At 68.2% G+C, this 20,552-nt stretch carries 13 protein-coding genes; all 13 read left to right on the top strand.

Translation table 11 applies throughout. The features are described from left to right. A partial coding sequence (locus tag ACXRVZ_RS18860; RefSeq protein WP_458232683.1) for a HAMP domain-containing protein occupies positions 1–5,223 on the top strand: 5,223 nt, incomplete at its 5' end. Further along, the gene (locus ACXRVZ_RS18855) at positions 5,223–7,667 is read left to right on the top strand and encodes a response regulator (RefSeq protein ID WP_457420765.1); all 2,445 of its coding nucleotides are present in this window, start codon (positions 5,223–5,225) and stop codon (positions 7,665–7,667) included. The genes ACXRVZ_RS18860 and ACXRVZ_RS18855, both read left to right, overlap by 1 nt. Before the next feature lie 353 nt (positions 7,668–8,020). Next, entirely contained in the window at positions 8,021–9,169 is a 1,149-nt protein-coding gene (dgoD, locus tag ACXRVZ_RS18850; protein WP_457420763.1) for a galactonate dehydratase, read from the top strand. Next, on the top strand, positions 9,169–10,077 hold the full coding sequence (locus ACXRVZ_RS18845; RefSeq protein ID WP_457420761.1) for a 2-dehydro-3-deoxygalactonokinase: 909 nt from the start codon (positions 9,169–9,171) through the stop codon (positions 10,075–10,077). Before dgoD ends, ACXRVZ_RS18845 begins: the two co-directional genes overlap by 1 nt. Before the next feature lie 2 nt (positions 10,078–10,079). Further along, on the top strand, positions 10,080–10,697 hold the full coding sequence (locus tag ACXRVZ_RS18840) for a 2-dehydro-3-deoxy-6-phosphogalactonate aldolase (RefSeq protein ID WP_457420759.1): 618 nt from the start codon (positions 10,080–10,082) through the stop codon (positions 10,695–10,697). A gap of 34 nt (positions 10,698–10,731) precedes the next feature. Further along, positions 10,732–13,134: a beta-galactosidase gene (locus ACXRVZ_RS18835; protein ID WP_457420757.1), complete on the top strand. Its 2,403-nt coding sequence runs from the start codon at positions 10,732–10,734 to the stop codon at positions 13,132–13,134. 76 nt (positions 13,135–13,210) lie between these two features. After that, positions 13,211–14,107 (top strand): SMP-30/gluconolactonase/LRE family protein, encoded by an 897-nt coding sequence (locus tag ACXRVZ_RS18830; protein WP_457420755.1) that lies wholly within the window; start codon positions 13,211–13,213, stop codon positions 14,105–14,107. A gap of 15 nt (positions 14,108–14,122) precedes the next feature. Further along, entirely contained in the window at positions 14,123–15,100 is a 978-nt protein-coding gene (locus ACXRVZ_RS18825; protein ID WP_457420753.1) for an arabinose ABC transporter substrate-binding protein, read from the top strand. Next, positions 15,101–16,612, top strand: coding sequence for an L-arabinose ABC transporter ATP-binding protein AraG (gene araG / locus ACXRVZ_RS18820; protein WP_457420751.1), 1,512 nt, complete (start codon positions 15,101–15,103; stop codon positions 16,610–16,612). It abuts the gene before it with no gap. Between the two features lie 2 nt (positions 16,613–16,614). Continuing rightward, positions 16,615–17,607 carry an L-arabinose ABC transporter permease AraH gene (gene araH, locus ACXRVZ_RS18815; protein WP_457420749.1) on the top strand — a complete coding sequence of 331 codons (993 nt, stop codon included), beginning with the start codon at positions 16,615–16,617 and terminating at the stop codon, positions 17,605–17,607. Continuing rightward, complete coding sequence (locus ACXRVZ_RS18810) at positions 17,600–18,760, top strand: glycoside hydrolase family 53 protein (protein WP_457420747.1); 1,161 nt, start codon at positions 17,600–17,602, stop codon at positions 18,758–18,760. Before araH ends, ACXRVZ_RS18810 begins: the two co-directional genes overlap by 8 nt. Then, positions 18,757–19,530 (top strand): SDR family oxidoreductase, encoded by a 774-nt coding sequence (locus tag ACXRVZ_RS18805; protein ID WP_457420745.1) that lies wholly within the window; start codon positions 18,757–18,759, stop codon positions 19,528–19,530. The genes ACXRVZ_RS18810 and ACXRVZ_RS18805 overlap by 4 nt, the downstream gene beginning before the upstream one ends. Continuing rightward, complete coding sequence (locus ACXRVZ_RS18800) at positions 19,527–20,492, top strand: LysR family transcriptional regulator (protein WP_457420743.1); 966 nt, start codon at positions 19,527–19,529, stop codon at positions 20,490–20,492. The genes ACXRVZ_RS18805 and ACXRVZ_RS18800 overlap by 4 nt, the downstream gene beginning before the upstream one ends. The last annotated feature ends 60 nt before the right edge of the window (positions 20,493–20,552 follow it).

Here is a 20,552-nt window from a genome sequence, read left to right as displayed (position 1 = left end):
AGCCGCGTGGCGCGCGAGGTGGGCACGGACGGCAAGCTCGGCGGCCAGGCCCAGGTGCCGGGCGTGGCCGGCACGTGGAAGGACTTGACCGACAACGTCAACTTCATGGCCTCCAACCTGACCGGCCAGGTGCGCAACATTGCCGAGGTGACCACTGCGGTGGCCAACGGCGACCTGTCCAAGAAGATCACCGTCGACGTGCGCGGCGAGATCTCGGAGCTGAAGAACACCATCAACACGATGGTCGACCAGCTGAGCGGCTTCGCGTCCGAAGTGACGCGCGTGGCCCGCGAGGTGGGCACGGACGGCAAGCTCGGCGGCCAGGCGCAGGGCCGCGGCGTGGCCGGCATCTGGAAGGACCTGACCGACTCCGTCAACGCGATGGCGACCAACCTGACGGCCCAGGTGCGCAACATCGCCGAAGTGACGACGGCCGTGGCCAACGGCGACCTGTCCAAGAAGATCACCGTGGACGTGCGCGGCGAAATCCTGGAGCTGAAGAACACCATCAACACGATGGTCGACCAGCTCAACGGCTTTGCCGGCGAGGTGAGCCGCGTGGCGCGCGAGGTGGGCACGGACGGCAAGCTCGGCGGCCAGGCCCAGGTGCCCGGCGTGGCCGGCACGTGGAAGGATTTGACCGACAACGTCAACTCGATGGCGTCCAACCTCACGGGCCAGGTGCGCAACATCGCCGACGTGGCCACGGCCGTGGCCAATGGCGACCTGTCCAAGAAGATCACGGTCGACGTGAAGGGCGAGATCCTGGAGCTAAAGAACACGCTCAACACGATGGTGGACCAGCTCAACGGCTTCGCGTCCGAGGTGAGCCGCGTCGCCCGCGAGGTGGGCACGGAAGGCAAGCTGGGCGGCCAGGCGGCCGTGCCGGGCGTGGCCGGCGTGTGGAAGGACCTGACCGACAACGTCAACTTCATGGCGTCCAACCTGACGGGCCAGGTGCGCAACATCGCTGACGTGGCGACGGCCATCGCGCGGGGCGACCTCTCAAGCAAGATCACCGTCGAGGTGAAGGGCGAGATCCTGGCGTTGAAGAATACGCTGAACACCATGGTCGACCAGCTCAACGGCTTCGCTTCCGAGGTGACGCGCGTGGCCCGCGAGGTGGGCACGGACGGCAAGCTCGGCGGCCAGGCCGTTGTGCCCGGCGTGGCCGGTACGTGGAAGGACCTGACCGACAACGTCAACTCCATGGCGTCCAACCTGACCGGCCAGGTCCGCAACATCGCCGACGTGGCGACGGCCATCGCCCGCGGCGACCTCAGCCGCAAGATCACCGTGGACGTGCAGGGCGAGATCCTGGAGCTCAAGCAGACCATGAACACCATGGTCGAGCAGCTCGGCGCGTTCGCGTCGGAAGTGAGCCGCGTGGCGCGCGAGGTGGGCACCGAGGGCAAGCTCGGCGGCCAGGCCCAGGTGCCAGGTGTTGCCGGCACGTGGAAGGACCTGACCGACAACGTCAACTCGATGGCGTCCAACCTGACCAACCAAGTGCGCAACATTGCCGAGGTGACCATCGCGGTGGCCAACGGCGACCTGTCCAAGAAGATCACCGTGGACGTGCGCGGCGAGATTCTTCAGCTGAAGGAAACCATCAACACGATGGTGGAGCAGCTGCGCTCGTTCGCGTCTGAAGTGACGCGCGTGGCTCGTGAGGTGGGCACGGAAGGGCGCCTGGGCGTGCAGGCCGTGGTGCCTGGCGTGGGCGGTACGTGGAAGGACCTGACCGACTCGGTCAACACCATGGGCGCCAACCTGACGGCCCAGGTGCGCAACATCGCCGAGGTGACGACCGCCGTCGCGCGTGGTGACTTGAACCGCAAGATCACGGTGGACGTGAAGGGCGAGATCCTGGAGCTGAAGGACACCATCAACACCATGGTCGACCAACTCAACGCTTTCGCCGGCGAAGTCACGCGCGTGGCCCGTGAGGTGGGCACCGAGGGCAAGCTGGGCGGCCAGGCCAAGGTGGCCGGCGTGGGCGGCACCTGGAAGGACCTGACCGACAACGTCAACTTCATGGCCTCGAACCTGACCGAGCAGGTGCGCGGCATCGTCAAGGTCGTGACGGCCGTGGCCAACGGCAACCTGACGCAGCGCCTCACCGTGCAGGCCAAGGGCGAGGTGGCGGCGCTGGCCGACACCATCAACAACATGACCGACACGCTGGCCACTTTTGCCGAGCAGGTGACCAACGTGGCCCGCGAGGTGGGCGTGGACGGCCGCCTGGGCGGCCAGGCGCATGTGCCTGGCGCGGCCGGCACCTGGAAGGACCTGACCGGCAACGTCAACCTGCTGGCGGCCAACCTGACGACCCAGGTGCGCGCCATCGCCGAGGTGGCCACCGCCGTGACCCAGGGCGACCTGACGCGCGCCATCCAGGTGGACGCCAAGGGCGAGGTGTCCGAGCTCAAGGACAACATCAACACGATGATCTCCAACCTGCGCGAGACGACCGAGCGCAACCGCGAGCAGGACTGGCTGAAGACCAACCTCGCCAGGTTCACCGGCATGCTGCAGGGCCAGCGCGAGCTGCAGACCGTCAGCCAGATGCTGCTGACCGAGCTGGCGCCGCTGGTGCAGGCCCACCAGGGCACCATCTATCACCTGGCCGGCGCTCAAGGGCTCGAGCAGCCGCAGCTGCGCCTGCTGGCAAGCTACGCACAGTCGGGCAGCGTCGAGCTGATGCCCGCCATCAAGCTGGGCGAAGGCCTCGTCGGCCAATGCGCGCTGGAAAAGCGCAGCGTGCTGCTGGCGGACATCGCCTCCGACTTCGTCGCCATCTCCTCCAGCCTGGGCCGTGCGGCGCGCGTCAGCGTCATCGTGTTGCCGGTGCTGTTCGAGGGCGAGACCAAGGCCGTCATTGAGCTGGCCACGCTGCAGTCCTTCAGCAGTGGCTCGCTGGCCTTCCTGGAGCTGCTGACGCAGAGCATCGGCGCGGTGTTCAACACCATCGAGGCGACGATGCGCACCGAGTCGCTGCTGTCGCAGTCGCAGCAGCTGACGGTGGAGCTGCAGTCCCGCCAGAGCGAGCTGCAGGAAACCAACGAGCAGCTCGGCACCAAGGCACGCCTGCTGGCCGAGCAGAACGAGGAGGTCGAGCGCAAGAACGCTGAGGTGGAGCAGGCCCGCCACGCGCTGGAAGACCAGGCCGCCGAGCTGGCGCTGACGTCCAAGTACAAGAGCGAGTTCCTGGCCAACATGAGCCACGAGTTGCGCACGCCGCTGAACTCCATCCTCATCCTCAGCCAGCAGCTCGCCGTCAACAACGACGGCAACCTCAGCACCAAGCAGACCGAGTTCGCGCGCAACATCAACTCGTCGGGCTCGGACCTGCTGCACCTGATCAACGACATCCTGGACCTGTCCAAGATCGAGTCCGGCACGGTCACCGTCGAGATCGAGGACATCCCCTTCGCGTCTCTGCGCGACAGCATCGACCGCAACTTCAGCCAGGTCGCCGAGGCCAAGAACCTGCCGCTGCGCCTGCTGTTCGCCGATGACCTGCCGCGCAGCATGGAGAGCGACGCCAAGCGCCTGCAGCAGATCCTGAAGAACCTGCTGTCCAACGCCGTGAAGTTCACGGCACATGGCCATGTGGAGCTGCGCGTCAGCATTGCCCGCGAGGGCTGGAGCGTCGACCACCCGCTGCTGTCGACCGCGCCCCAGGTGCTGGCCTTCGCGGTGGAGGACACCGGCATCGGCGTCGCGCCCGACAAGCAGCGCCTCATCTTCGAGGCCTTCCAGCAGGCCGACGCCGGCACCTCGCGCAAGTACGGCGGCACGGGCCTGGGCCTGGCCATCAGCCGCGAGCTGGCGACGCTGCTGGGCGGTGAGATCAAGCTCGTCAGCCGCCACGGCGAGGGCAGCACCTTCACGCTGTTCCTGCCGCTGCAGTTCATGGGCGCCGACAGCGCCCGCGCGCCGCGCCCGCAGGTCACCCCCGACACGACGCTGCACATGCGCGCCACCGTGCCGCTGGTGCGCGAGACCCAGGTGCCCGACGACCGCGACAGCATCGTCGACGGCGACTCGGTGCTGCTCATCATCGAGGACGACCCGCACTACGCCCGCATCGTGCTGGGCCTGGCGCGTGACCGCGGCTTCAAGGGCCTCGTCGCGCTCAAGGGCGGCGCGGGCCTGGAGCTGGCGCGGCGCTTCCGGCCGACGGCCATTTCGCTGGACATCTTCCTGCCCGACATGCTGGGCTGGACGGTGCTCAATCAGCTCAAGCTCGACCCGTCGACCCGCCACATCCCGGTGCAGATCTTCAGCGTCGCCGAAGAGGACCGCAACCACGGCCTCGCCCACGGGGCGTTCTCCTACCTCGTCAAGTCGTCCACCAGCGAAGGCATGGAGGCGGCGCTGGACCGCATCCGCGACTTCACCGTGCCGCGCACGCGCCGCCTGCTGGTGGTGGAAGACAACGAGATCGAACGCAGCGCCATCATCGAGCTGCTGGGCCACCAGGACATCGAGCTCGTCGCCGTTGGCACCGGCGCCGAGGCGTTGCAACTGCTGCAGGAGCAGCGCTTCGACTGCATGGTGCTGGACCTGCGCCTGCCCGACGTCAGCGGCTTCGGCCTGCTGCAGCAACTGCACGCCGACCCGGCGCTGGCCACCGTGCCGGTCGTCGTCTTCACCGGCAAGGACCTGTCCGACGCCGAGCGCAAGCAGCTGCGCACGCTGGCCAAGAGCGTCGTGCTGAAGGACGTGCAGAGCCCCGAGCGGCTGCTGGACGAGACGGCGCTGTTCCTGCACCGCGTGGTGACGGAACTGCCGCAGGACAAGCAGGACGTGCTGCAGAAGCTGCACGGCGCCGCCGAGATGCTGCGCGGCCGCCGCGTGCTGGTCGTCGACGACGATGCGCGCAACATCTTTGCGCTGACGACGCTGCTGGAGAACCAGGACATGCAGGTCATGACCGCCACCAGCGGCCGCACCGCCATCGACATCGTGCAGCAGACGCCCGACCTCGACCTCGTGCTGATGGACATCATGATGCCCGACATGGATGGCTACGAAACCATGCGCGAGATCCGCTCCAACCCCGACTTCCGCAACCTGCCCATGCTCGCCCTGACCGCCAAGGCCATGAAGGGCGACCGCGAGAAATGCCTGGAGGCCGGCGCCAGTGACTACATCTCCAAACCCGTCAACACCGCGCAACTGCTGTCGCTGATGCGCGTGTGGTTGCATCGTTGATGACCGTGTCTACCGATCCGTTCACGCCGGCCGGCGGCGAGCTGCCGCCGACGAACATCCTGATCGTCGACGACGAGCCGGCCAACCTGCTCGTGCTGGAGAGCGTGCTCGACGACCCGGGCTACCGCGTCATCCGCGCGCAGTCGGCCGACCAGGCACTGCGCGCGCTGATGGCCTACGAGTTCGCCGTCATGGTGCTGGACATCCAGCTGCCCGACATGAACGGCATCGAGCTGGCGCAGATGATCAAGGAGCGCAAGAAGACGGCGCACCTGCCCATCATCTTCCTGACGGCCTATTTCGATCAGGACCAGCACCGCCTGCAGGGCTATGGCACCGGCGCGGTGGACTACCTCAGCAAGCCGGTGAACCCGGCCATCCTGCGCTCCAAGGTGGCGGTGTTCGCGGAACTGCACCGCAAGACGCTGGAGGTCCAGCGCGCCAACATCGCGCTGCTGGCCGAGGTGGAAGAGCGCCGCCGCGCCGAGGAGCGCCTGCGCGAGCTCAACGAGACGCTGGAGCGCCGCGTGCGCGAACGCTCCGAGGCGCTGCTGCTGGCCGACCGCAAGCTGCAGGCCATGATGAGCAGCATCACCGACGGCCTGCTCCTCATCGAGCACGACGGCTGCATCGGCTACGCCAACGAGCAGGGTGCGCTGCTGCTGGGGCGGCACGCGGAGGAGCTGATCGGGCAGCGCTTCGAGGGCGTCGTCGGCGATGGTTTCCTCGACACCGAGTTCGGCCGTGCGACGACCGGGCGCCAGGCCGTGTCCTTCGAGGCGCTTATCGGCGGGGGCGCGGAGCGCTGGCTGCAGTTCCACTGCTACCCGTCCGACGACGGCCTGTCGGTCTACTTCCACGACATCACCGACCGCCGCGAGCTGCAACTGCGCCGCGAGCGGCTGCTCGCCGCCGAGCAGGCGGCGCGCAGTGCCTCCGAGCACGCCGCGCATGCCAAGGAGCAGTTCATTGCCGCCGTCAGCCATGAGCTGCGCACGCCGCTGGCGGCAATCGTCGGCTGGGCCAATGTGCTGAGCCAGCCCGGCGTCGAGGCGACCACGTTGCAGCGCGGTGTGCAGGCCATTGCGCGCAACGCGCAGGCGCAGTCCTTCCTGGTGTCCGACCTGCTGGAGATGAGCCGCATCATTGCCGGCAAGCTGCGCCTGGACCTGCAGCTGGTCGACCTCAACGAGATCGTCAACGGCGCCGCAGAGACGGCCCGGCCCACCGCGCAGTCGCGCCGGCACGCCGTCGTGCTGGAGACTGCCGCCAAGCCCGCCGAGGTGCTGGGCGACGCAAGCCGGCTCATGCAGATCGTCATGAACCTCGTCACCAACGCGATGAAGTTCACGCCGGCCGGCGGCACCGTCACGCTCGCCACCGCGGTGCATGAGGCGACGGTCGAGGTCAGCGTCAGCGACACCGGCCAGGGCATCGCCCAGGAGTTCATGCCGCGCCTGTTCGACCGCTTCAGCCAGGCCGACGACAGCGCCGCGCGCGTGCATGGCGGCCTGGGGCTGGGCCTGTCCATCGTCAAGAACCTGACCGAACTGCATGGTGGCGAGGTGCTGGCGCGCAGCGAAGGCCCGGGCCAGGGCGCCGCCTTCGTCGTGCGCTTCCCGCGCGCCAGCCACTCGGCCATGCCTCGCGACAACCTTTCCAGCCATGAGCCGGCCGCAGACGACGGCAGCGGCGGCGACGCCTCGGTCGTCGGGCTGCGCGTCTTGTTGGTGGATGACCATGCCGACGTGCTGGAGGCGCACGCGCGCCTGCTGTCGGAGCAGGGCGCCGTCGTCACGACCGCGCAGTCCGCGCAGGCGGCGCTGGCGCTGCTGGCCGTGCACCGCTTCGATGTGCTGCTGAGCGACCTGGGCATGCCCGAGCTGGACGGCTACGGCCTGATCCGCCGCGTCCGCCAGGACCTTGGCCTGGACGCCGACACGCTGCCGGCCCTGGCCGTCACCGCCTTCGTCCGCATGGAGGACCGCGACGCCGCCCTTGACGCCGGCTACCAGCGCTGCATGCAGAAGCCCGTGTCGCCTGTCGAGTTCGTGCGCACGGTGGCGAAGCTCGGGCGGCGCGCGGACCGGCCGCTGCGCGCCCTCTTCGTGGAGGACAACGACGACCTGCGCGAGCAGATCACCTGGATGCTGGAGGAGGAGGGGCTGAAGGTGCAGTCCTTCGCGGGCGCCGAGGAGGCGCTGGCCTGCTATGTGCCGGAGGACGTCGACCTCGTCATCACCGACGTGAGCCTGTGCGGCATGTCGGGCGTCGAGTTTGCGCGCGCCATCCTGAAGCGCGCGCCGGATGCCTGGCTGGTGTTTTCATCGGGCTACCCGATGGGCAACGACCTGAGCGATTTCGGCCCGCATGTGCGCGCCCTGCTCAAGCCGTTTGATTTTGCTGACGTCCGTCGCCTGATCGACGAGATACGTCCGGACTAGGTGTCGGCGCCGTGGCGCCGGAAAACCTGCTTAAGCGCCGATGGCGTTGGCGGCAGCGCGGCGGCTCATGAAGTCAGCGAACTGGGCCACGACGGCGACGACCGAGAAGGCCAGAGTGATGATGATCAGTTCCATCTTTTTCCCTTTGTTGATTGTTGATACAGGTCCAGTATAAGGGTTTTCACCAGTTATACACGGGTTAACCCTGTAGCTGGAAGGGGTGACATGGCACTGTCATGGTGAGCTGGGCCGCTGTTCTATATCAACTGGATATAGCGCAAGCGAAAGAAACAATATTTCAGAACTAGATGCCCCTCCTAAGCTCGTGGCGTTCCTGAACGAGCCATGAGCCCATGCGAATCACGAAGCTGACGACCTACCGAGTGCCTCCGCGGTGGATGTTCCTGAAGATTGAGACCGACGAGGGCGTCGTCGGTTGGGGCGAGCCGGTCATCGAAGGGCGCGCGCGCACCGTCGAGGCTGCCGTGCACGAGCTGTCGGAGTACCTCGTCGGCCAGGACCCGTCCCGCATCAACGACCTCTGGCAGGTCATGTACCGCGCCGGCTTCTACCGCGGCGGGCCCATCCTGATGAGCGCCATCGCCGGCATCGACCAGGCGCTGTGGGACATCAAGGGCAAGGTCATGGGCCAGCCGGTCTACGAGCTGCTGGGCGGCCTGGTGCGCGACAAGATGAAGGTCTATTCCTGGGTCGGCGGTGACCGCCCGGCCGACGTCATCCGCGACATCAAGCGCCTGCGCGAAGGCGGCTTCGACACCTTCAAGATGAATGGCACCGAAGAGCTGGCCATCGTCGACAGCGCCCGCAAGGTGGACGAAGCCGTGGCCCGCATCGCCGAGATCCGCGAGGCCTTCGGCCACGACATCGAGTTCGGCATCGACTTCCATGGCCGCGTGGCCGCACCGATGGCCAAGCCGCTGTTGCGCGCGCTGGAGCCCTACCGCCCGCTGTTCGTCGAGGAGCCTGTGCTGGCCGAGCAGGCCGAGCAGTACCCGCGCCTGGCCGAATACACCAGCATTCCGCTGGCGGCCGGCGAGCGCATGTTCTCGCGCTTCGACTTCAAGCGCGTCTTCCAGGCCGGTGGCATCTCCATCGTGCAGCCCGACCTGTCGCATGCCGGTGGCATCACCGAGTGCTTCAAGATCGCGTCCATGGCCGAGGCCTACGACGTCGCCTTCGCGCCGCACTGCCCGCTGGGCCCGGTGGCGCTGGCGTCCTGCCTGGCAGTGGACTTCGTCTCCCACAACGCCGTGCTGCAGGAGCAGAGCATGGGCATCCACTACAACAAGGGCGCCGAGCTGCTGGATTTCGTGACGAACAAGGACGACTTCCGCATCGAGAACGGCTTCATCAACCCGCTGCGCAAGCCGGGCCTGGGCGTCGAGATCGACGAGGAGCGCGTCATCGAGGCCAGCAAGACCGCGTCCGACTGGCGCAACCCGGTCTGGCGCCACGCCGACGGCTCTGTGGCCGAGTGGTGATGGCGCAAGCACGCCTGATCGCGCTGGACTGGGGCAGTACGCGGCTGCGTGCCTTCCTGCTCGGGGACGGCGGCGAGGTGCTGGAGACGCGCCAGTCCAACGACGGCGCGGCCACGTTGAGCGGTGCCGACGCCTACGCCGGCGCGCTGTCCGCTCTGGTGGGCGACTGGCGCGCCGATCACCCGGGCGTCGAGCTGCTGGCCTGCGGCATGGTCGGCAGCCAGTACGGCTGGCGCGAGGCGGCCTATGTGCGTTGCCCGGCGGACGCCGCCGCGCTGGCCAGCCAGGTGCTGCAGCTTGATGAAAGCCTGAGCATCATCCCGGGCCTGGTCGACGACGCGGCCCAGCCCGACGTCATGCGTGGCGAGGAGACGCAGATCGTCGGCGCGCTGGCGCTGCACCCGGAGCTGGCCGACGAGGCCTGCCTGGTGCTGCCGGGCACGCATTCCAAATGGGCGCGCGTCGGCGGCGGCAAGGTCACGGGTTTCGCAACCCACATGACCGGTGAGCTGTTTGCGCTGCTGCGCCAGCATTCCGTGCTGTCCCGGCTGATGCCGGCGGATGGCAGCTCGCCGGCCTCGCCCGAGGCCTTCCTGAAAGGCGTGGACGCCGCGCGGGAAGAGGGCGGTCTCGCCCACCAGCTGTTCGCCGTGCGCACGCTGGGCCTGTTCAAGCAGCTGGGTGCCGAGCAGCTGCCCGACTACCTCTCCGGCCTGCTGATCGGCCACGAGATCGCCAGCGAGTTGCGTGCGGTTACGCCGGGGCGCATAGCTCTTGTCGGCGATCCGGCCCTGTGCGCACGTTATGCCCAGGCGCTGACCCGCTTCGGTCATGCAGCGCCGCTGCAGCTCGACAACACCGCGCCTGCCGGCCTGTGGCAGCTGGCGCAAACGATGAATCTCACTTGAACATGCTCGACGCAGCCCTGAAACACCTCCCCCTCGTCGCCATCCTGCGCGCCGTCAAGCCCGAGGAGGTCGAAGCGATTGCCGACGCCCTCTATGCCGAAGGCTTTCGCGTCATCGAGGTGCCGCTGAACTCGCCGAACGCGCTGGACTCCATCGCCCGCCTCGCGCGCCGCATGCCGGCGGACGCCGTCGTCGGCGCCGGCACGGTGCTGAGCGTGCAGGCCGTGGCCGACGTCGAGGCGGCGGGCGGCAAGGTCATCGTCATGCCGCATGCCGACGTGGAAGTCATCCGTGCGGCCAAGGCGCGTGGTCTGTTCTGTGTGCCCGGTGCGGCCACGCCGACGGAGGCCTTCGCGGCCGTCAACGCCGGGGCCGACGCGGTCAAGCTCTTCCCGGCCGAGCTGGTGACGCCCTCCATCGTCAAGGCCATGCGCGCCGTGCTGCCCAAGGAGCTGCGCTTGCTGCCGGTCGGTGGCATCACGCCCGACAACATGACGCCTTACGTCAAGGCCGGCGCCGCCGGCTTTGGTCTGGGCTCGGCGCTGTACAGCCCGGGCCTGTCGGCGGCGGAAGTCACGCAGCGCGCACGAGCCTTCGTGCAAGCCTGGCGCGCGCTCTGATTCGATAAAAAAACAAAACACCCCGGAGACAAGCATGAACCGCATCCGCTCGCTGACCGCGGCGCTGCTGGTGGGAGCGCTCGCCCCCACGGCAGGCGCCGACACCCTCAAGCTCGACGCCCGCGCCGCCGTCGCCGCGCCGCTGACCGGGCACCTGAAGTTGGGCACGGCAACCTCGCCCAAGGGTGAGACGCTGGCGGCCAACAGCCAATACCTGCTGAAGGACGGCAAGCCCTGGCTGCCGGTCATGGGCGAGTACCACTACACCCGTGCGCCGGCTTCGCAATGGGCCGATCAGCTGCGCCTGATGAAGGCCGCCGGCATCGACATCGTCGCCAGCTACGTGTTCTGGAACCACCACGAGGAGCAGCAGGGTCGCTTCGACTGGAAGGGCAACCACGACCTGCGCCGCTTCGTGCAACTGGCCCAGGCGGCCGGGCTGAAGGTGGTGGTTCGGCTGGGCCCCTGGGCGCACGGCGAGGCACGCTACGGCGGCATCCCGGACTGGGTCGTCGACAAGATGCCTGTGCGCAGCAACGACGCCGAGTACATGGGCCATGTCGAGAGGCTCTATGCCGAGATCGGCGCGCAGATCAAGGGTCTGCTGTGGAAGGACGGCGGCGCCGTCGTTGGCGTGCAGCTGGAGAACGAATACAACATCCGCGGCCCCGGTCGTGGTGAGGAACACATCAGCGCCTTGAAGGTGCTGGCGCTGAAGGCCGGCATGGATGTGCCGCTCTACACCGTCACCGGCTGGGACGGCACGGTCTACCCGTCCGGCGAGGTCACGCCGGTCTTCGGCGGCTATCCCGACGAGCCCTGGGCCGCCAGCGCCAAGGAGCTGCCACCCAAGGAAACACACGCCTTCCGCTTCAACACCCGCGTCAGCGGCGACCTGGGCGCGCAGACCAAGTCACACGCACCCGGCACCGCCGAGACCGACAAGGACAAGGTGCCCTTCCTCGGCGCCGAATACGGCCCGGGCCTGCCGGCCATGTACCGCCGCCGCACGCTGGTCTCGCCCGACGACATCGCCGCCATGCTGCCGGTGCAGATCGGCTCGGGCGTGAACCTGTTCGGCTATTACATGTTCCACGGCGGCCGCAACCCGGTCGGTGTGGGCGGCACCGGCCTGGAGGAAAGCACCCTGAGCGGCGGCTACAACGACACGCCGCGCATCAGCTACGACTTCCAGGCGCCGCTGGGCCCGGACGGCCAGCAGCGACCGGTGCTCGCCAAGCTGCGCCCCTTCCACTATTTCCTGCGCGACTACGGTGCCCAGCTTGCGACGATGACCGTGCGCCAGCCCGAACGCTCGCCCGCCAACCCGGACGATCTGCAGACGCCGCGCTGGTCCGTGCGCAGCAATGGCGACAGCGGCTTCCTGTTCTTCAACAACCATGTGCGCCAGTACGCCATGCCCGCCCAGGTCGGTGTGCGCTTCGAGGTGCAGCTGCCGGGCGGCACGGTGACGCTGCCGAGCGCCCCGGTCGACATCCCCAACGGCGCCTATTTCATCTGGCCCATCAACCTGGACCTCGACGGCGTGAAGCTGCGCCATGCGACGGCCCAGCTGGTCACGCGGGTCGATGCGGGCGCGCAGGGCATCGTCCACGTCTTCGCGACGACGGCCGGCATTCCTGCCGAGTTCGCGTTGCCGGATGGCATCAAGACGCTCAAGCCCGACGCCAGCCTGCAACGCATCGGCACCACGGATGGCACTAACAAGGGCCGCGCCGTCAGCGTGCTGTTGCTGGCCCCCGAGCAGGTCGAACGCTTGAGCGTGCTGGACATTGCCGGCCAGCGCCGCCTCGTCTTCAGCGAGCAGCAGGCCTGGGTGGCCGACGGCAAGCTGCAGCTGCGCGGCGTCGGCCCGCAGCCGCTGCGCGCCGCCGTCTTCCCGGCCCTGCCCAAGCCGAGCGCGGCTGGCCTGCAGGTCAAGCAGGACGGCCTGCTGCAGCGCCTGGAGCTGGCGGGCGATTCCGCCCAGCCGACGCTGCACATCGCCGCCACCCGCAAGGCCGGCAATGCGCCGCGCATCATGAAGGGCGGCAATGCCAACGCGGCCGTGCAGCCCATCCCCGAGGCCTTCGCCACGGCCGCGACCTGGTCGCTGAAGCTGCCCGCCGAGCTGGCGCCCAAGGCCGAGGACGTGCTGCTGGAGCTGGACTTCGTCGGCGACATCGGCCGCGTCTTCGCCGGCACCAAGATGCTGGACGACTGGTACTACAACGGCCAGCGCTGGGAGATCGGCCTGCGCCAGTTCGCGCTGAAGCCGGGCGCCGAGCTGCAGCTCAGCGTGCTGCCGCTGCGCGCCGATGCGCCGATCTACATCGACGCTGCCCACCGCCCCGCCTTCGCCGCGGGCCAGACCCAGGTGGCCGAGCTGCGCGGTGCCCGGCTGCTGACGGTGCGACGTGTGGCCATCGCACCTTAGGTATTCCTAATCCGGATAGTTAAGCCCGGACATTCGATTGGTAGGGAATGGAACGCCTCCGTAACCTGAGCTTCTGATGAAACTGACCGGTGACCTGGAACTGACCCTGCCGCAAGGCACCACCCTCGGCGAGGGTCTGCTGTGGCATGCCGGACGCTGGTGGTGGACGGACATCGAGGCGGCCACCTTGTTCGCCTGGCGCCCGGGTGTGGGCGGGCCGCAGTTCTGCCGCCTTCCCGACCGCCTGGGCAGCTTTGCCCACTGCCGCTCCGGCCGCGTGCTGCTGGGCCTGGCCAAGCGCGTGGCCGTCGCGTCGCTGGGCGAGCAGCTGGAGCTGAACCAGCTGCAGACACTGGCCCCGGTGGACGCCGCCGAGCCCCGCACCCGCATCAACGACGGCCGCACCGACCGGCGTGGCTTCTTCGTGTTCGGCACGATGAACGAGGCTCGCGAGAAGCGCGCCATCGCCAGCTTCTACCAGTTCTCGCTGCCCCACGGCCTGCGCCGCCTGGCGCTGCCGGCGGTGGCGATTGCCAACAGCATCTGCTTCAGCGTCGACGGCCGCACGATGTACTTCTGCGACACGCTGAGCCAGCGCATCCAGCAGTGCGACTACGACGCCGAGACCGCCCAGGTCGACAACGTCCGCCAGTTCACGCAGATGGACCGCGCCGACGCCTGGCCCGACGGCTCGGTCATCGACACCGAAGGCTGCCTGTGGAATGCGCAGTGGGGTGCCGGCCGTGTGGCACGCTACGACCCCGAGGGCCAGCTGATGGGCGTCCTGAACGCCCCGGCCGCCCACACCACCTGCCCCGCCATCGGCGGTGAGGGCGGCGACCAATTGATGCTCACCACCGCCCGCGCCGAGCTGGGCCGCGACGCGCTCGCCGCGCAGCCGCTGTCCGGCAGCCTGTTCGGGCTGCACTTGCCCAAGGCGCTGGGCGTGCCTGAAACCTTGTTTGAAGATTGATTAGGAGACAAGACCATGAAGATCCAACGACGCGCTCTCACGCTGGCCCTGATGGCCGCGCCTTTTGCGGTGCAGGCCGCCGACCCGGTCAAGATCGGCTTCCTCGTCAAGCAGGCCGAGGAACCCTGGTTCCAGGACGAATGGAAGTTCGCCGAACAGGCCGCCAAGGACAAGGGCTTCACCCTCGTCAAGATCGGCATCCCCAACGGCGAGAAGATGATGGCTGCCATCGACAACCTGGCTGCCCAGAAGGCGGTCGGCTTCGTCATCTGCGCCCCTGACGTGAAGCTGGGCGCGGCCGTGAACCGCGCCGCCAAGCGCCACAAGCTCAAGGTCATGTCCGTGGACGACCAGCTCGTTGATGGCGCCGGCAAGCCCATCGCCGACATCCCGCACATGGGCATCTCGGGCTACGAGATCGGCAAGCAGGTCGGCCAGGCGCTGATCGCCGAGATCAAGGCGCGTGGCTGGAAGCTGGACGAAGTCGGCGCGCTGCGCGTGGCCTTCGACCAGCTGCCCACGGCGCGCGACCGCACCATGGGCGCCATCGATGCGCTGAAGGCCGGCGGCCTGCCCGCAGGCAATGTCGTCGACGCGCCGCAGGCCAAGACCGACACCGAGAGCGCCTTCAACGCCGCCAACATCGCCTTCACGAAGAACGCCAAGTTCAAGCGCTGGGTGGCCGTGGGCCTGAACGACGAAGCCGCACTCGGCGCCGTGCGCGCCGGTGAAGGCCGCGGCATCAAGCAGGACGCCATGCTGGCCATCGGCATCGGCGGCAGCCAGACGGCACTCAACGAGTTCACCAAGCCCACGCCGACGGGCTTCTTCGGGACGGTGCTGATCAGCCCCAAGCGCCACGGCTACGAGACGGCCGTGTTCGTCTATGAATGGGCCACCCAGGGCAAGGCGCCGCCGCCCGTCACCCTGACCGCTGGCACCCTGATGACCCGTCAAAACCAGGCCGAGCTCAGAAAGCAAATGGGTCTGTAAATGGCTGTCTTGCAGTTCGACAACATCAGCAAGGTCTTCCCCGGCGTCAAGGCGCTGAACGGGGTGAGCTTCGAGGCGCATGCCGGCCAGGTCATGGGCCTGCTCGGCGAGAACGGCGCGGGCAAGAGCACGCTGCTGAAGATCCTGGGTGGCCAGTACAAGCCCGACGGCGGCCGCCTGCTGCTGGAGGGCCAGGAGCGCCACTTCACGTCCGCTGGTGACGCCATCGCCGCCGGCGTGGCCATCATTCACCAGGAGCTGCAATACGTGGCCGAGCTGACGGTGGCCGAGAACGTGTTGCTGGGCCGCCTGCCGACGCGCTTTGGCCTGGTTGACCACAAGGCCGCGCGCCGGCTGGTGGCCGAGCAACTGGCGGCGATCGGTGTCGAGCTGGACCCCGCCGCGCGCCTGTCGGACCTGTCCATCGCCCAGCGCCAGATGGTGGAGATCTGCAAGGCCGTCATGCAGGATGCCAAGGTCATTGCCTTCGACGAGCCCACCAGCAGCCTGTCGCACCGCGAGACCGAGATCCTGTTCCGGCTGGTGAAGCGCCTGCGCGCCGAGGGCCGCACGCTGATCTACATCTCGCACCGGCTGGAAGAGCTTTACGAGCTGTGCGACGCCTGCACCATCTTCCGCGACGGTCGCAAGATCGTCACGCACGACGTGATGGCCGACGTGCCGCGCGAGCGCCTCATCTCCGACATGGTCGGCCGCGAGCTGCAAGACATCTACGACTACCGCACGCGCCAGCACGGCCCCATGCGCCTAGAGGCGCGCGGCCTGCACAGCGCCCGCCTGCCCCAGCCGCTGAGCTTTGCGATGCGCGGCGGCGAGGTGCTGGGCTTCTTCGGCCTGGTGGGCGCCGGCCGCAGCGAGCTGATGCGCCTGCTCTACGGCGCCGACCCGCGCCGGGGCGGCGAGGTGCTGTTGGACGGCCAGAAGGTCTCCACCGCCGGCCCATCCGCGGCCATCGCGGCCGGCATCGTGCTGTGCCCCGAGGACCGCAAGGAGCAGGGCATCCTGGCCCACTCCTCGGTGGCCGAGAACATCAACATCAGCTGCCGCCGCCATGGCCTGCTCGGTGGTGTCTTCCTGCGCCACGGCCAGGAGGCGCAGCGCGCCGATGACTTCATCAAGAAGCTGCGCATCAAGACGCCCAGCCGCGAGCAGGAAATCCGCCTGCTGTCGGGTGGCAACCAGCAGAAGGTCATCCTGGCGCGCTGGCTGGCCGAGCCCGGGCTGAAGGTGCTCATCCTCGACGAGCCGACGCGCGGCATCGACGTGGGCGCCAAGAACGAGATCTACAAGATCATCCACGACGTGGCCGCCTCGGGCTGCTGCGTCATCGTCATCTCCAGCGAGCTGCCCGAGGTGCTGGGCATCACCGACCGCCTCATCGTCATGCGCGACGGCCGCATCAGCGGCGAACTGGACCGCGCCAACGCCAGCGAGACTGCCGCGCTCGCCCTGGCACTTCCTGATGGAGCGCCCGCCGCGCCCCTGCACTGATCATGAACACGACCACCCAAACGACCTCCGCGTCGCCCAGCCCCGCCATGAACTCCACCGCCCGCGCCCTGCTCAAGGAACACAGCATGACGCTGGGCTATGCCCTGCTTTTCGTCGTGCTGGCCTTCACCGTGGAGAACTTCTTCTCCACGGCCAACATCACCGGCCTGCTGCTGTCGGTCGCGCAGATCGGCATGGTGGCCTGCACCATGATGTTCTGCCTGGCCTCGCGTGACTTCGACTTGAGCGTCGGCTCAACAATCGCCTTCGCCGGCGTGCTGGGCGCCATGGTGCTGGAGCGCACCGGCAGCGTCGGCCTGGCCGTCGGCAGCGGCCTGCTGGCCGGCGCACTGATCGGCGCGGGCAACGGCGTGCTGATCGCCTACCTGCGCGTCAACGCACTGATCGCCACGCTGGCCACCATGCTGATGGTGCGCGGCCTGGCCTTCATCGCCTCGCAAGGCCAGGCGGTGGGCATCGCCGACGAAGGCTTCATCAGCTTTGGCGACACCGTCGTGTTCGGCCTGTCGCTGCCGATCTGGACGACGACGATCTGCTTCGTCGTCTTCGGCGTGCTGCTCAACCACACGGTGTTCGGCCGCAACTCGCTGGCCATTGGCGGCAACCCGGAGGCTGCGCGCCTGGCAGGCGTCAAGGTCGAGCGCCTGCGCGTGTGGATCTTCCTGCTACAGGGCGTGGTTGCTGCGCTCGCCGGCCTGATCCTGTCGGCGCGCATCACCAGCGGCCAGCCCAACGCCGCCACCGGCTTCGAGCTGGACGTCATCTCCGCCTGCGTGCTGGGCGGCGTGTCGCTGTCGGGCGGCAAGGCGCGCATCTTCGGCGTCGTCATCGGCGTGCTCATCATGGGCACGGTCGAGAACGTCATGAACTTGCTCAATGTCGATGCGTTCTATCAGTACCTGGTGCGCGGCCTGATCCTGCTGGCCGCTGTTTTGCTGGACCAACTGAAGACCCGGGGCGAGCGCCGTGCTTGATCGGCGCACACTGCTGGCATCGTCGCTAGCAGTGGCGCTGCCGGCCCAGGCCGCCACGCCCTTTCTGGCGGGCGGCGACATCTCGGCACTGACCTGGATGGAGCGCGCCGGTGCCGTCTACAAGGACCGCGACGGCAAGCCGGGCGACTGCCTGGTCATCCTGAAGCGCTACGGCCACAACATCGCGCGCATCCGCCTCTACGACAAGACGGGACCGGGCACCGGCAACGACGGCTGGTACTGGCCCGCGGGCTCGATGGACCTGCCCGATGTGCTGTCCCTCGCACGCCGCGCCAAGGCGCAGGGCATGCAGATCCAGTTCAGCTTTCATTACAGCGACTTCTGGACCAACTCCAAGACCCAGGAGCCACCCACCGCCTGGCGCGCCGAACTGAAGACGCTGCCCGACGACACGGCCCGCTTCGAGCGCCTGCTGGCCCTCGTCGAGACCCGCACGCGGGAAGTGATGAAGGCCCTGGTGGACCAGGGCACGGCGCCCGAGTTCGTGTCCTTGGGCAATGAGATCGAGCACGGCATGCTCTACCCGTATGGCCGCACCAGCGACTGGCCGCGCCTGGGCGCGCTGCTCAAGGCCGGCCACGCGGCCGTGAAGGCGGTCAGCCCGGCGTCGCGCGTCGTGCTGCACCTGGACGACGGCGGCAACGAGGCCAAGTACCGCGACTGGTTCGACAACGCCCGCGCGCAAGGCGTCACCTGGGACGTCATCGGCCCGTCCTACTACCCGTTCTGGACCAAGAAGAACGTCAGCCAGCTCGCCACGTTCTGCGAGGCCGTGTCCAAGCGCTACGACAGCGACATCCTCGTCATGGAAGCCGGCTTCAACTTCTCGCCCACGCGTCACGACGGCTGGCCCGGCCAGCTCGAACACAACGGCCCTTACCCGGCCAGCATGAGCAGCCCCGAAGGCCAGCGCGACTTCATGGCCGAGCTGCTCGGCACGATGAAAGCCACGCCCCGCGTGCTGGGCGTCCTGTACTGGGACCCGATCATGATTGCCAACCCCAAGGTCGGCTGGGCGCTGAAGGAAGGCACCGGCCAGCCCGGGCCCAACGTCGTTTCCAACACCACGCTGTTCGACTTCAAGGGCCAGGCCTTGCCGGTGCTCGACGTCTGGAAGAAGTACACGCAATGAGTTCCAGGCTTCGTCTCGAAGGCAAGGTCGCGCTGGTGACCGGCTCCAGCCATGGCATAGGCAAGGCCATCGCCCGGCTCTTCGTCGCCGAGGGCGCCCAGGTCATCCTCAACGGCCTGACCGACGATGCCGCCAGCGTTGCGCTCATCAAGGAGCTGGGTGAAGACAACGCGATCTACATCGCCACCGACATCGCCGACGAGGCCGCCGTGCAGACCATGGCCGATCGAGGCGCTGAGCGCTTCGGGCCCATCAACGTGCTCATCAACAACGCCGGCATGAACGTCTTTGCCGAGCCACTGGAGATGACCACCGCCCAGTGGCAGCGCTGCTTCGCCGTCGACCTCGACGGCGCCCTGCATTGCAGCCGCGCCGTGCTGCCCGGCATGCTGGCGGGCGGTGGCGGCAGCATCGTCAACATCGCCTCGGTGCACGGCCACCGCATCATTCCCAACACCTTCCCCTATCCCGTCGCCAAGCACGCGCTGATCGGCCTGAGCAAGGCGCTGGGCATCCAGTACGCCGCGCAGAACGTGCGGGTCAATTCGATCTCGCCCGGCCTCATCCTGTCCGAGCGCATCGTCGAATGGCTGGCCAGCCTGACCCCGCAACAGCGCCAGCAGCAGATCGACCTGCTGCCGCCCAAGCGCATCGGCGAGCCCATCGAGGTTGCCTACACTGCCCTTTTCCTCGCCAGCGACGAAGCCCGCTTCATCAACGCCACCGACATCCTCATCGATGGCGGCCGCGCGCAGCTGTATCACGAATGACTGACCCGCGCTCGGATCGTTTCGTCCGCTCCCACCTCAAGACCCGCCAGCTCGTGCTGCTGGTGGAGCTGGGGCGGCACGGCTCCATCCTGCATGCCGCCCAGGGCGCCAACCTGACGCAGCCGGCCGCCTCCAAGCTGCTGGCCGATCTGGAACACGCGCTGGGGGTGAAGCTGTTCGAGCGCCTGCCGCGCGGTGTGGCGCCCACCTGGTACGGCGAGGTCATGATCCGCCGCGCTGGCGCGGCGCTGGCCGAGCTGGACGCCGGCCACCAGGAGGTCATGGAGCTGCTGTCGGGCCTGTCGGGCCGCGTGTCCGTGGGCTCGGTGCTGACGCCGTCGACCACGCTGCTGCCCGCCGCCGTCGTCGCCCTCAAGGCACGCCAGCCGCGCCTGCATGTGGCCATCACGGTGGACACCAGCCGGCCGATGATCCAGCACCTGCAGAGCGGCGAGCTGGACCTCGTCATCGGCCGCGTGCTGGACAGCGAGTCCGCCGCCCAGCTCAGCTTCGAGCCGCTGACCGACGAGCCCCATGTCCTCATCGTCCGCGCCGGCCATCCGCTGGCCGGCCGCACTGACCTCAGCCTGCAGGAGCTGGCCCGCCAGAGCTGGATCCTGCCGCCCGGCGGCAGCATCCTGCGCGACCGGCTCACCTCGCTCTTCCTGACCGCCGGGCTGGACCAGCCGCAGCAGGCCGTGGAGACGCTGTCCCTGCCCGTCGTGACCAGCCTGCTGGTGCAGTCAGACATGGTCGTGGCCTTGCCCGAGGAACTGGTGCGGCCCTACCTGGACGCCGGCCTGCTGACCGTGCTGCCCATCGACCTCGGCCTGCGCATGGACGCCTACGGCATCGTCACGCGGCGCGGCCACCAGCTGTCGCCCGGCGCCGACCTGATGTTGACTTGCCTACGCGAAGCGGCAGCAAGGCGTGAGGCCCCTCGCCCAAGCTCGCCGGGCTGAACGCCGGCGAGCCCGGTCGGTCCCCCGAGGGGACGGCGATGCTTGCGGCATTGAGCCGCG

The sequence above is a fragment of the Roseateles sp. P5_E8 genome, assembly GCF_054177665.1.
The sequence above is the reverse complement of the archived record's forward strand: the minus strand, read 5'-3'. Positions and strand labels throughout refer to the sequence as shown.